At 72.8% G+C, this 12,667-nt stretch carries 12 protein-coding genes; 6 read left to right on the forward strand and 6 right to left on the reverse strand.

What is annotated here, in order from left to right:
* The first annotated feature begins 170 nt into the window (after window positions 1-170).
* Window positions 171-587, forward strand: coding sequence for a hypothetical protein (locus tag ACFFIC_RS04805; RefSeq protein WP_377049003.1), 417 nt, complete (start codon window positions 171-173; stop codon window positions 585-587).
* Window positions 588-592: 5 nt separating this feature from the next.
* Entirely contained in the window at window positions 593-1,774 is a 1,182-nt protein-coding gene (locus tag ACFFIC_RS04810) for an HWE histidine kinase domain-containing protein (RefSeq protein ID WP_377049004.1), read from the forward strand.
* A gap of 9 nt (window positions 1,775-1,783) precedes the next feature.
* Here ACFFIC_RS04810 and ACFFIC_RS04815 read toward each other — a convergent pair whose 3' ends face one another.
* The 6 genes from ACFFIC_RS04815 to ACFFIC_RS04840 all read right to left on the reverse strand — a co-directional run bounded on the left by ACFFIC_RS04815 (window position 1,784) and on the right by ACFFIC_RS04840 (window position 9,211).
* Window positions 1,784-2,872 (reverse strand): NAD(P)/FAD-dependent oxidoreductase, encoded by a 1,089-nt coding sequence (locus ACFFIC_RS04815; RefSeq protein ID WP_377049005.1) that lies wholly within the window; start codon window positions 2,870-2,872, stop codon window positions 1,784-1,786.
* A gap of 11 nt (window positions 2,873-2,883) precedes the next feature.
* Window positions 2,884-3,582 carry a methyltransferase domain-containing protein gene (locus ACFFIC_RS04820; protein WP_377049006.1) on the reverse strand — a complete coding sequence of 233 codons (699 nt, stop codon included), beginning with the start codon at window positions 3,580-3,582 and terminating at the stop codon, window positions 2,884-2,886.
* Window positions 3,582-4,634, reverse strand: coding sequence for a type III polyketide synthase (locus ACFFIC_RS04825; RefSeq protein ID WP_377049007.1), 1,053 nt, complete (start codon window positions 4,632-4,634; stop codon window positions 3,582-3,584). The genes ACFFIC_RS04820 and ACFFIC_RS04825 overlap by 1 nt, the downstream gene beginning before the upstream one ends.
* Window positions 4,635-4,733: 99 nt before the next feature.
* On the reverse strand, window positions 4,734-6,251 hold the full coding sequence (locus ACFFIC_RS04830; protein ID WP_377049008.1) for a replication initiation protein: 1,518 nt from the start codon (window positions 6,249-6,251) through the stop codon (window positions 4,734-4,736).
* Window positions 6,252-6,681: 430 nt separating this feature from the next.
* The gene (locus ACFFIC_RS04835; protein WP_377049009.1) at window positions 6,682-7,047 is read right to left on the reverse strand and encodes an HU family DNA-binding protein; all 366 of its coding nucleotides are present in this window, start codon (window positions 7,045-7,047) and stop codon (window positions 6,682-6,684) included.
* 127 nt (window positions 7,048-7,174) lie between these two features.
* Window positions 7,175-9,211: an NAD(+) synthase gene (locus tag ACFFIC_RS04840; protein WP_377049010.1), complete on the reverse strand. Its 2,037-nt coding sequence runs from the start codon at window positions 9,209-9,211 to the stop codon at window positions 7,175-7,177.
* A gap of 176 nt (window positions 9,212-9,387) precedes the next feature.
* On the opposite strand from ACFFIC_RS04840, the gene ACFFIC_RS04845 reads away from it, so the two are divergent.
* Genes ACFFIC_RS04845 through ACFFIC_RS04860 form a run of 4 tightly spaced genes read left to right on the forward strand, consistent with a single transcriptional unit; the run spans window position 9,388 to window position 12,661 of the window.
* Window positions 9,388-10,926, forward strand: a complete 1,539-nt coding sequence (locus ACFFIC_RS04845; RefSeq protein ID WP_377049011.1) for an MDR family MFS transporter — start codon at window positions 9,388-9,390, stop codon at window positions 10,924-10,926.
* Window positions 10,927-10,978: 52 nt separating this feature from the next.
* The gene (locus tag ACFFIC_RS04850) at window positions 10,979-11,149 is read left to right on the forward strand and encodes a hypothetical protein (RefSeq protein ID WP_377049012.1); all 171 of its coding nucleotides are present in this window, start codon (window positions 10,979-10,981) and stop codon (window positions 11,147-11,149) included.
* 51 nt (window positions 11,150-11,200) lie between these two features.
* Window positions 11,201-12,319, forward strand: coding sequence for a glutamate 5-kinase (gene proB / locus ACFFIC_RS04855; protein ID WP_377049013.1), 1,119 nt, complete (start codon window positions 11,201-11,203; stop codon window positions 12,317-12,319).
* 12 nt (window positions 12,320-12,331) lie between these two features.
* Complete coding sequence (locus tag ACFFIC_RS04860) at window positions 12,332-12,661, forward strand: hypothetical protein (RefSeq protein WP_140886615.1); 330 nt, start codon at window positions 12,332-12,334, stop codon at window positions 12,659-12,661.
* Window positions 12,662-12,667 lie beyond the last annotated feature (6 nt).

The following is a 12,667-nucleotide window of genomic DNA, read 5'->3' on the forward strand; positions in this document are numbered from 1 at the left end:
GAACCGAACCATGTTATGCTCGCGGAGATGAGGCTCGAGCGGTCCATGCCCAGCACGCTCTTCCACAAACGTCCGGACGGGACGCTCTCCGTGCGGCCGGTCGGGCACGGTTAACGTCCCGCCCGCCGCCCTCCAACACCGCGGCCGAACGCGTGCCCAGGGGACGCAGCATGCTCCAGACCATCGCCGACGCGAGCTATGACATCATCCAGGGATGGGGCGGCTATGCGCCGCACGCCGTGTGCCTGCTGGAGGACCCGGCGATCATCGCGATCACCGTGGTCACCAACCTCGGCGTCGCCGCCGCCTATTTCATGATCCCCTTCGCTCTCTGGCGCTTTCTCCGGCGGTTCGAGACGCTGCCCTTCCGCTCGGTGCTGGTGATGTTCGTGGTGTTCATCCTGGCCTGCGGCACCTCGCACATCACCAAGGTCATGACCCTGTTCCTGGGCGGCTGGACCTACTGGCTGGACGCGGCGGTGTGCTCGCTGACCTTGATCGCGAGCCTCGGCACGGCGATCGGCCTGGTGCGGCACGGGCGCCGCATCGCCTTCCTGACCGGCCGCCTGATCGCGCGCCCCGCCTGACCCTGGTGACCGGCGGGGAGATCCTTTCGGGCTACGCGCCCTGGGCCGCCGCTGTCACGGCCGTGCTCGGGCTGGGCACCTATGCCTGCCTTTCGCTCTGGGACCGGCACGTCCGGCGCGACGAGGCGGAGGCGCTGTGCGTGGTGACGGAAAAGGAGGCCGCCGCCTGCCACGCCGCGCAGGAGGCCGCCCTCAGCGCCAAGCGCCATCGTGCCCTGGCCGAAGCCTCCGCCATCGTGCTCTGGCGGGCCGCGCCCGACGGGGGGTTCCTGGAGCTGGAGGGCTGGACCACGCTGACCGGCCAGTCCCGGGAGTCCTCGCTGGGCTCGGGCTGGCTCGACATGCTCCACCCCGAAGACCGCGAGCGCGTGCGGACGCTCTGGGCGCAATGCCTCGCCGAGTGCCGCACGATGGACATGGAATACCGCCTGCGCACGGCCGGCGGCGACTGGCGCTGGTGCCGGTCCCGCGGCGTGCCGATCGGGGCCGATGCTGGGCCTGGCCCTGATCCCGGCACCGGAGGCGGCCGCGCCGAGGAATGGGTGGGGGTGCTCGAGGACATCGACGACCGCCGCCGCGCCGAGGAACGCCGCCTGCTGGTGGCACGGGAGGTGGACCACCGCGCCAAGAACGTGCTGGCCGTGGTGCAGACCATCGTGCGCATGAGCGGCGCCGACACGGTGAAAGCCTATTCGGCCATCGTCCAGTCCCGGATCGGCGCCCTGGCCCGCGCGCACGACCTGCTCGCCGAGGGCGGCTGGAGCGGCGCCGAGCTGCGCAAGGTCGCCGAATGGGAGCTGCTCGCCTATCGCGGCCTGAACGATGGCGGACCGGTGGCGCTCGACGGCCCGCACCGGCCGATCTCGGCCCTCGCGGTGCAACCGATCGCCATGGTGTTCCACGAGCTGGCGACCAACGCGGCCAAGGGCGGTGCCCTCTCCAGCCCCGGGGGCACCGTCCGCCTCACCTGGTGGGAGGAGGAAGAAACGCTGCGGATGCGCTGGGCGGAGGCGGGCGGGCCACCCGTCTGCGGCCCGCCGAACCGCTCCGGCTTCGGCACCCGCCTGATCGACGCCACCGTGCAAGGCCAGCTCGGCGGCAGGGTGGTGCGCCACTGGGAGCCCGCCGGGCTGGTGGTCGAGCTGTCCGTCCCCCTCGCGCGCATCGTCCCGCCGGCGCCGGACTGATCGCCCGGTTCAGGCGGCGCGGGGTGCCGGCCCGGGCAGGCGCGTGCGCGCGGCCGCCAGACGGGCGACCGCGGGCACGGCCCGTGCGATCCGGGCCAGGGCGCCCGGCGCGGCGCCCATCAATCCGGCGATCAACCCCGCCCAGCGCATCGGGCGGTCCAGTTGCCGTTCCAGCCCCAGATGGAAGGCGCGGGGGTCTTGCCCCGCCAGGATCGCCTCCGCCGCCGCCGCCCCTCCCGCCAGGGCCATGGCTATGCCGTCCCCGGCGAGCGAGGGCACGACCGCGAACTGGTCGCCCACCCGGTAGAGGCCGGGCTCGGCCTCGGCGCCGTCGCGATGGCGGAAACCATAGGGAATGCCGGCCACCGCCAGCGGCCGCCCGGCAAGCGGCCCGGCGCCGCGCAGCAAGGCGGCGGCCAGGGCGGAGCCGGCGGAGACGCGCGCCAGCAGGGCCGCCCCATCGCGCGCCTCCGCGCCCGCCCCTGACAGGCCGGGATGGATCGCGGCGCAAAGATTGGCCCCTCCCCCCGCGCGCGGCTGTAGCCCGGCATAGCCGCCCGCGAAGGGCAACAGGAGCACGGCCGCATCCAGGGGTGCCGACAGGCGCAGCGGAAGCTTCAGCCCGACCGAACCGCGCGGCACCCGGCGGGCATGGCCGCGCAGCTCGTGCTTGCCGGTGGCCAGCACCACGGCCGGGGCCCGGAGCACCGTCCCGTCGGACAGGCGCACCGACCAGCACCCGGCCTCCCGCGCGGCCGCCGCCACCGCCCGGCCGCGCAGCACGGTCGCACCGGCATCGGCGGCGGCAAGGAGCAGCGCCTCGTCCAGCACCGCACGCGGCAGGCTCCAGGCCGGAAAGGGCAGCGCCCAGGCGGCATCGTGGCGGCCCGAGGCGAGCCGGCCCTCGCGGATCGGCACGGCGCCCAGCGCGGGCAGCGGCAGGCCGAGCGAGGCCATGATGCCCGCGGCGTCGGGGCCCAGGAACTCGCCGCACACCTTCTCGCGCGGGGCCGCCTCGCGCTCCACCAGCAGCACCCGCGCGCCGGCGCGGGCCAGGCGGATCGCGGCCACGGCGCCCGCGGGGCCCCCGCCGATCACCACCGCCTCCCTCACGCGGCGCGGCCCGGGCCTGAAACCGTCCAGCGGAAGGGAAAGGCCCAGCGAAGCTCCGCGGCGACGCCGGCACGCCCGATCAGCCCCTCCCAGTCCGCGCGGGAAAAGCCGCGGGCGATGGAGACCGTGCTGTCATGCACCACCATCGGGTCCATCCGCAGCAGCCGCACCCCCGCCCAGACCGTGGCCCAGGGCAGCGGGTGGCGGTGCAGGTCGCTGATGAACCAGCCCAGGCGAGCGCGCGCCTCCATCCAGCGGAGAAAGCGAACGAGGGTGGCGTCGTCCAGGTGGTGCGTGAACAGTGCGCAGATCGCCGCATCGAAGCGCTCGTCGGGCGCGAGGCCGAACAGGTCCGCCGTGATCCAGCGCACGGGCAGGCCCGGATGGCGCGCCCGAGCATGGGCGGCCGCGTGGGGCGAGCGGTCCAGCGCCGCCAGCTCCACCGCGACGCCGCGCCGGGCACCCCAGTCCGCCACGCGCGCAAGCATGTCCCCCCCGCCCGCACCGACATCCAGCACGCTCATCCGCCGCGCACCGCTCTCGCGCGCCAGGGAATCCAGCCAGCGCAAGGTCGGGCGATATGCCAGGCTCATGCGGTTGATGCGCTCGAGGTCGCTCAGCGCGGAGGAGAAGGCGGCGAAGTCCTGCGCCGCGTCGTCCATGATCTCCGGCGCGGAGGAGCGGGCGCGAAGCATCAGACCGTCGCGAAACGCATCGTCTCGGCCGACAGCCCGGGGCCGAAGGCCATGGCGATGCCGCGCCGCCCCGGCTCGCGCTCCTCCAGCATGGCCCGCAGCACGAACATCACGGTGGGAGAGGACATGTTCCCGTGCTCGGCCAGCACCGCGCGCGACTGCGTAAGCGCGCCCTGCGGCGGGTGACAGGCCTCCTCCACCGCGTCCAGCACGGATCGGCCGCCGGGATGGATCGCCCAGAGTTCGTAATCCTCCGCATCCAGCCCGCCGAGCAGGGCGGGCAGGCGCGGCGGCAGCGCGCGGGTCAGGCTCTTCGGCACCTCGCCGGAAAGCACCATGTCGAAGCCGTTGTCGCCGACGCGCCAGGCGATCTGCTCCTCCGCCTCGGGCATCAGCGCGCAGCGGAAGCCGTCCAGCCGCAATCCGCTGGCCTCCGCGCTGACAAGCGCGGCCGAGCATCCGTCACCGAACAGCAGGAAGCAGAGCAGCTGCTCCACCTCCAGCCGCTCCTGCAGGTGCAGGGTGCAGAGTTCCAGGTTCACCACCAGGACGCGCGCGCAGGGATCGGCCCGCACCGCGTCGTGCGCCAGGCGCAGCGCGACCAGCGCGGCCTGGCAGCCCATGAAGCCGACGGTGGTGCGCGCCACCGTTTCCTCGAGGCCGAGATGCGCGCTGATGGCGTGATCAAGGCCCGGCGCCGCGAAGCCGGTGCAGGAGGCGACGATCAGATGCGTGATGCCCTCCGGCGGGCCGAGCGCATCCAGCGCCCGGAAGGCCAGCGCGGGCGCCTCGGCCTCCCACCGCTGCATCCGCGCGCGGGTGGAGGGAAAGCGGCCGGGCTCGTAGAAGCCTTCGGCATCCACCAGCCCCGGCCGGCCGTCGGGCCGCAGCACGCTCCAGCGCCGGACGATGCCGGCACGCTCGGCCATGCGGGCAAACAGGCGCCGCTCCCGCCCCTCCGGGATCAGCCTTTCCGCGAAGGCACGAAAGGTTCCATGAACCTCATGAACAGGGGTCGCGGTGCCGATGCGGTTCAGGAAGACTGGCGTCATTCCTTTCCAGAATCGGCCCGGCCCGCGAATTTGCCAGGGTGGGGCAGCGGATCCGGCGGACACGAGCCCGGCACCGCCGGACCGCGTGGCCGGATCGGCTTAGCGGAAGGTGGGGCCAGGCGCCTTGCGGACGCGGCGGTTGACCTCTTCCGCGGAGGCGATGCCGCCTTCCCAGAAGTCGTCGATCAGGTCGCGGTTCGCCATGACCCAGGCCGAGACGCGGTCGAAATCTCCCTGCCCGAGCCCGCCGCTGACCTGCATGATGATGGGCTCCACCATCAGAATGGTCAGCCGGTCCGTGTCCATCCGCGCGCCGGGGGTGACGCCGACGAGAATGTTCTCGTCACCGTGTCCCCGCCGCAGCCAGACCACCTGGGGCAGCCCGGTGAGATGGGAGCGGAGGCGGATCATGTCGTCCGAAATCTGGTCCGCCGAGCCCTGGTCGGGAAACTCGTCGCGGCGCGGACGGCGCTCCTCACGGAGGCGTTCGTCACGCGGCCGATCGTCGCGCGGCCTTTCCTCGCGTGGCCTCTCCTCTCGCGGCCGGTCGTCGCGTGGCCGGTCGTCGCGTGGCCGGTCGTCGCGTGGCCGGTCGTCGCGTGGCCGGTCGTCGCGTGGCCGGTCGTCGCGTGGCCGGTCCTCTCGCGGCCGGTCGTCGCGCGGGCGCCCCTGCTGCGGCGCCTCGGGCTGCGGCGGCGGGGCGGCCTGGATCGGCACGGATCGGGGAGCCTCCTGCCGCGCGGGCGCGGGCTCGGGCGCCGGAATGGGCGCCGCAGCCGGAGATGGCGCGGGAGCAGGGGGCGGCGCGGGAGCAGGAGCCGGCGCGGGAGCCGGGACCGGCGCCGCCGGACGCGCGTGGCGCACGCTCACGCCTTCGTCGTCCACGGCGAGCTCGATCGTGAGATCGGCCTCGAACACCAGGCGCAGCGCGGATTCGAAGGCGTCGCGGAAGGCGGCGGCATCGGCGCCAGGAGCCCCGAAGCGCCCCATCAACTCCGGCCAGGCGGCACTGACCACCGCATCCGCCCCGCCGCGCGACAGAACCTCGCGCGTCCAGGCATGCGCGTCCATCGCCTCTGCCGAAGCCGAGAGGGCGCGGAGGATCGCGCGATCCAGTGCAACCGCGTTCTCCGAAAGGCTGGCCATGAAGCGCGCGTTCAGCTTCACCGAGGTCGGCCAGGCACCGCCACGCGGCCGCGAGCGGGCGTCGAGCACCGAGAGCTCTGGCCCCTCCTCCACCGCGGCGACGATGCGCGCGGTGAGCATGCGCTCCACCTGCTCTGCAAGCGGCGCCACCGCGCCCTCCCCGAGGCCGAGACGGGCTGCCAGAGCCGCGGCATCCGCGCCCAGCGCGACCGTGGGACTGCCGCTGCGCAGGGCGGAGTCGCAGAGAAAGGCGAGCAGCAGCCGCAAGCCCGGCCCATCGGGCAGGGTGTCCCCGGCATGGGCCGGGGCCATGCGGAGCGCGGCGTCCCGGCCGTCGCGCCGCCAGGCCTCGGTGCCCGGCGAGACGGGAAGGCCGAGGCGGCAGAAGGCCGCGTGCTGCCAGATCACCGTTTCGGGCGCGGACGCGCGATCGGTTTCCGCCGCGACGGGTGGATCGGTACGTGTCGTCATGGGCGGGCGGGATTCAGACTCGAAGTGGAGAAGGATGGCCGCGTCGCAGGCAGCGGATTCATGCAGCCTGCGTTGCGCCAGATAATTGCCGCGTGGCATCGCGGCAAGCCCGTCCGCGCCGAATCGCGGCCGCGGAGGCGTGCCACGCCCATTTCGAGGTCCATACGGAAACGAAAAAAGAAGGCTGGGCCGGAGCAGGGCCGCGCCGGCCGGCTCGCGCCCGGCGCCCTCCTGCCGGAGGGGTCGCGGGCCATGGGCGGGGCGTACGGTGTCCCCTGCCCTGTCAGGCCGCCTGCCGGGCCGGTGACCCGGGAAGGCCGATCAGGCTCCCGCCAAAGAGGAACGGCTTCCAGCGGTCACCCAGGAACGCCGCTCCGGACCGGCCTGGCCGGGCGAAGACTTTGCCGGCCGGCACATTCGCCCGAGGCCGTCAGACCGCCTCCTTCAGCTCCTTGGCCGGGCGGAACGCGATCTTCTTGCTGGCGGCGATCTGGATCTGCTCGCCGGTCGCGGGGTTGCGGCCCGTGCGGGCCGGGCGGGACTTCACCTCGAGGATGCCGAGGCCGCTGATGCGGATCTTGTCGCCGGCCTTCAGGTGCTCGGCGAGCGACTGGACGAAGTCGTTCACCAGCGTTTCCGCCTGCTTCTTCGGCATCTCGTGCGTCTCAGCGAGCCCGGCGGCGAGCTGCTTCAGACTCACCACCGCGGCTGCGGCAGGCTTGGCGGCGCCCGATGCGGGAGCCTTGGCGGCGGGTGCCTTCGCCGCGGTGGTCTTGGGTGCAGCTGCCTTGGCCATAATGAACCGCCTGTCTGTTGCGCTTGGTCCCGGAAGTCACCACGAACACAGCGGCCCAACAAGTGGGATGGCGGGCTTTGCGAAGCCCGGCCCGCCGAAAGCGGCATCTGTGCAACAGTGTGGATCGTCACGCATCCGGGACGTTGCGCCTGAGCTCCGCGAGCCAGGCCGTTGCCGTGCCGTCGGAGGGCGCCCGCCAGTCCCCGCGCGGCGAAAGCGAGCCCCCCGCCGCCACCTTCGGCCCGTTCGGCATGGCCGAGCGCTTGAACTGGCTGAAACCGAAGAACCGGCCGAGAAACACCTCCATCCAGTGCCGGATCTCCGCCAGGTCGAAGGCACGGCGCCGCTCCTCGGGAAAGTGGGGCGGCCAGGACCCGCGCGCCGCGTCGGCCCATGCCCGGTGCGCCAGGAAGGCGATCCTGGAGGGCAGGAAGCCGTGGCGCAGCACGTAGAACAGGGTGAAGTCCTGCAACGCATAAGGGCCGATCTTCGATTCGGTGCTCTGCATCGCGCCGCTCGCGTCGGGCGGAACAAGCTCCGGCGAGATCTCGGTCGAAAGGATGTCTTCCAGCACGGCGGAGGCCTCGGCCTCGAAAAGCCCTTCCTCGGCCACCCAGCGGATCAGGTGCTGGATCAGCGTCTTCGGCACGCCACCATTGACGTTGTAGTGCGACATCTGGTCGCCCACGCCATAGGTGCACCAGCCCAGCGCCAGTTCCGACAGGTCTCCCGTGCCCAGCACGATCCCCCCCTCGTGGTTGGCGGCGCGGAACAGATAGTCGGTGCGCAACCCCGCCTGCACGTTCTCGAAGGTCACGTCGTAGACGGGCTCGCCGCCCGCGAAGCGGTGGCCGAGATCGGCCAGCATCTGCCGCGCGGCCGGGCGGATATCCAGTTCGCGCGCGGTGATGCCCAGCGCCGCCATCAGCCGGTGCGCGCTGCCCTTGGTGCCCTCGCTCGTGCCGAAGCCGGGCATGGTGTAGCCGATGATGTCGGTGCGCGGGCGCCCCATGCGGTCCATCGCGCGGGCCGCCACGATCAGCGCCTGGGTCGAATCGAGCCCGCCCGAGACGCCGATCACGATCTTCGGATTCCCGATGGCGCCGAGCCGCTGCATCAGGCCTGAGACCTGGATGGCATAGGCCTCGTAGCAATCCTGGGACAGGCGCGCGGGATCGGCGGGCACGAAGGGGAAGCGCTCCACCCGCCGCTCGAAGCCGATGTCCTCCCCGGGCGGGCCAAGGCGGAAGAACACGCGGCGGAAGGGCCGGGCGTGCAGGCGCCGGTTGTCGTCGAAGGTGCCCTGGCGCGCGCGCTCCTGGCGCAGCAGGTCGAGATCGGCATCGGCCATCGCGATCTGCTGGCCCGCCGGGAAGCGCTCGCTCTCCACCAGCGTCGCGCCATTCTCGTAGATGGAGACCTGCCCGTCCCAGGCCAGGTCGGTGGTCGATTCGCCCGCCCCCGCCGCGGCATAGACATAGGCCGCGAGGCAGCGCGCCGACTGCGAGGCGCAGAGCAGGCGCCGCGTGTCCGCCTTGCCGATGGTGATGTTGCTGGCCGAAAGGTTGGCCAGCACGGTGGCGCCCGCCAGCGCCCCGTCGCTGCTCGGCGGGCTGGGCACCCAGAGGTCCTCGCAAACCTCCGCGTGGATGGTGAGGCCGCGCAGGTCCTCGGCCTCGAAGAGCAGGTCCGGGCCGAAGGGAGCCTCCAGCGCCCCGATCCGCACCGTGCCGCCCTCCGTCCCGATGCCGGAGGCGAAGTGCCGGTGCTCGTAGAACTCCCGGTAGTTGGGCAGGTGGATCTTCGGCACCACGCCCAGAAGCCGGCCGCGATGGATGGCGAGCGCGCAGTTGAACAGCCGCGGGCCGTGGCGCAGCGGCGCGCCCACCAGCAGAACCGGAAGCAGCGCCGCGGACTCCTCGACCAAGCGCTCTACCGCCGCCTCCACCGCATCCAGCAGCACGTCCTGCAGCAGCAGGTCGTCGATGGAATAGCCGGACAGGCAGAGCTCGGGGAAAACGGCCACCGCGGCGCCGCGGGCGTGGCAGTCGCGGGCCGCGGCGAGCACGGCCTCCAGGTTGGCGCCGGGATCGGCCAGGCTGACCCGGGGAGTGCAGGCCGCCAGCCGGGCGAAGCCATGTCGGTAAAGGGAATGGAAGCTCATCGCGGGGTTGAACGATCCAGAAAGCCGGGCGTTGGCGGGGCAGAAGCATCGCCGCCAGCCGGCGCCGGGCGCAAGCCACGGGCCGGCCGAAGCTGGCGGCGGGCACTTGCCCGCCCAAGTCTCCCCCTTGCCCGCTGCGTTATCGAGGGGTCGCGCCCCGACCGGAACACCGCCGCATGCCAGATTCCCTCGCCCTGACAAGACCGCTGCCCGAAGCCGGGGCACCGCCGGGGGGCCTGCCGCCGCAGCGCCCCGCCTCGCGCCGGGTGGTCATGACGGGCGCGCTGCTCTGCATCCTGCTGGCATCCCTCGACCAGAACATCGTGAACACCGCCCTGCCCCGGATCGTGTCGGACCTCGGGGGCATGGCGCACCTCTCCTGGGTGGTCACCGCGTTCATGCTTTCCTCCACGGTGACCACGCCGCTCTACGGGAAGCTGTCCGACACCTACGGGCGGCGGCGGATGTTCCTGGTGGCCATCGCGCTGTTCCTGGCGGGCTCGCTGCTCTGCGGCACCGCGGGGTCGATGGGGCAGCTCATCCTGTTCCGCGCCCTGCAGGGGCTTGGCGCGGGCGGGCTTATGGTGCTGGCCCAGGCCTCGGTGGGCGACGTCGTCTCGCCTCGGGAAAGGCCGCGCTACCAGGGGCTGTTCACCGGCACCTTCGCCCTGGCCAGCGTGGCGGGGCCGCTGCTCGGGGGCATCATCACCTCCGCCCTTTCCTGGCGCTGGGTGTTCTACGTGAACCTGCCGCTCGGCGCCCTCGCGCTGCTGATGATCGGCTTCGGCCTCCGCACCCCCGCCGCGAAGCGCAGGCGCCCGCTGGACATCGCCGGCAGCGCCCTGATGGCGGCGGGCACGGCGGCGCTGCTGCTTTTCCTGGCCTGGGGCGGCGTGGAGTTTCCCTGGGTTTCCGCCGCCGCGGCCGGCGGCGCGGCCCTGGTGCTCGCCCTCTTCGCCGCCTTCCTGTGGCGGGAAACGCGGGCGGAGGACCCGCTGATCCGCCTCGGCCTGTTCCGCAACCCCGTCTTCGCGCGGGGCGTCTCGGTCGGCGGGATGATGGTGTTCGCCATGATGGGCTCCACCGTCTTCCTGCCGCTCTACTTCCAGCTCGTCCTCGGCATGAGCCCGGCGCGGGCGGGGGCGATGATGCTGCCGCAGGTCATCGGCATGGTGCTCACCTCCGTCTTCGGCGGGCGCGCGGCGGCGAAGCTCGGCAGGAACAAGGGCTTCCTCATGGCGGGCCTCCTGCTGGAGGCGGTGGCGCTGGTGGGGCTGGCGGGGCTCGCCTGGTTCGCGGCGCCGGCCTGGGCCTTCCTGGTCGCCATGGCCGCGCTCGGCCTGGGGATGGGAATGGGCATGCCGAACCTGACCACCGCCATCCAGAACGCGGTGGACTACAAGGAACTCGGCGCGGCCACGGGGGCGATGACCTTCGTGCGCTCCCTCGGCGGGGCTGTTGGGGTGGCCTGTTCCGGCGCCATCCTTTCCGCCCGCCTCGCCGGGCCGGTGGACGTGGAGGGGCTGACCCGAGGCGGGGCCGAGGCCATGGCGGCCCTTTCCCCCGCCCAGCACGCGATGCTGGGGGAGGCCTACCGCACGGCGCTGACCGGCTGCTTCGCCCTCAGCGGCGTGGTGATGACGGCCGCCTTCCTTCTGGTCATCGGCCTGCCCGAGCAGAAGCTGCGCGGCACGGTCGAGGAACAGCCGGGCTGATACGGGCGGCGGCGGCCGGCGTTCCTGCCTTCGAGCAGAAGGAAGATCGGCCGTGAGCGAGAGCGAGAAGTCCGAAACCCTGGAAGAGCGCGTCCGCCGCCTGGAGAGCCAGAAGGTCCACCCCGAGGACGAGCTTCGGAAATCCCCCGCCGAAGCGGAGGAGCGCATGGAAACCGCCGAGGAGCAGGCCGTCCCGCCCACGTCGCCGGCCGGCGGAGGCTGAACGCCCCCGGGCCGTCCTCGCCCGGCCGCCCGGCCCGTGGTAGGGCGCCCCATGCTTCCGCCCGACCTCGCCACCGCCCGCCGCATCGTCGTGAAGATCGGCTCCGCCCTCGTGGTGGACCCGGAAACGGCGGCCCCGCGTGCGGACTGGCTCGCCTCCGTCGCACAGGACGCCGCCCGGCTCCGGGCCGGAGGGGCGGAGGTGGTTCTGGTTTCCTCCGGCGCCGTGGCGCTGGCCCGCCACGCCCTCGGCCTCACCCGCCGCGCCCTGCGGCTGGAGGAGAAGCAGGCCGCCGCCGCCGTGGGCCAGATCCGTCTCGCGGGCGCCTGGGAACATGCCCTGGCCGCGCATGGCATGACGGCCGCCCAGATCCTGCTGACGCTGGAGGACAGCGAGGCGCGCCGCCGCTACCTCAACGCGCGCGAAACGCTGCGCACCCTGCTCGGCCTCGGCTGCGTGCCCGTGATCAACGAGAACGACACGGTGGCGACCGCCGAGATCCGCTTCGGCGACAACGACCGCCTGGCCGCCCGCGTGGCCGAGATGATCGAGGCCGATGCCCTGGTGCTGCTCTCCGACATCGACGGCCTCTACACCGCCGATCCCCGCCGCGACCCCGAGGCGCGCCACCTGCCGCTGGTGGAGCGGGTGACGGAGGAGATCATGGCCATGGGGGGCGAGCCGCCGCCCGGCTATTCCTCCGGCGGCATGCGCACCAAGCTGATCGCGGCACGGATCGCGACGGGGGCGGGCTGCGCCATGGCCATCGCCCTGGGCTCCGCGCCCAACCCCCTTTCCGCCATGCTGGCCGGGGCGCGTGCCACCTGGTTCCTGCCGGCGCCCGAGGGCCGTTCGGCGCGGAAAAGCTGGATCGCGGGCTCGCTGGCCCCGCTCGGCCGGCTGGTGGTGGATGACGGCGCGGCCCGCGCCCTGGCCGATGGCCGCTCCCTCCTTCCCGCCGGCGTGCGGGAGGTGGAGGGCCGCTTCGATCGCGGCGATCCCGTTTCCGTGCGGGACTCCGAAGGGCGCGAGCTGGCGCGCGGCCTTTCCGCCTATGATTCGGAAAGCGCCCGCCGCATCGCCGGCCGCCGCAGCGCGGAGATCGAGGCGATCCTCGGCTGGCGCGGGCGCGACGTGATCGTGCACCGTGACGACATGGTTCTGATCTGAGGAGTGCGCCGAATGGACAAGGACGAGCTGACCGCCTGGGCCCTGAAGAACGGCTGGCAGGTCATGGCGGGCGCCCCCAGCCTGACCAAGCCCTCCAACCCCAAGGAGGCCATCGTGCGAATGGCCTTCAAGGCGACGGTGGTGAACCTTGAGGTGAAGAAGCCGGCCGGGAAGTGGGAGAAGGTCTCGGGTGAGGCCTATGGCAAGATCCAGCCCGACCCGGAAACGGGCGTGCCGCAGGGCCTCGGCTTCGAGAAGATCCCAAGCTTCTCCATGCTGATGCAGGAGAACAGGGACGCGCGGGTCTTCGCCAACATGGGCGGCATGGGGAAGCGGCGCTGAGCGGCA

The organism is Muricoccus vinaceus (genome assembly GCF_042433125.1).
In the GTDB taxonomy this organism is placed as follows: Bacteria; Pseudomonadota; Alphaproteobacteria; order Acetobacterales; family Acetobacteraceae; genus Roseomonas; species Roseomonas vinacea.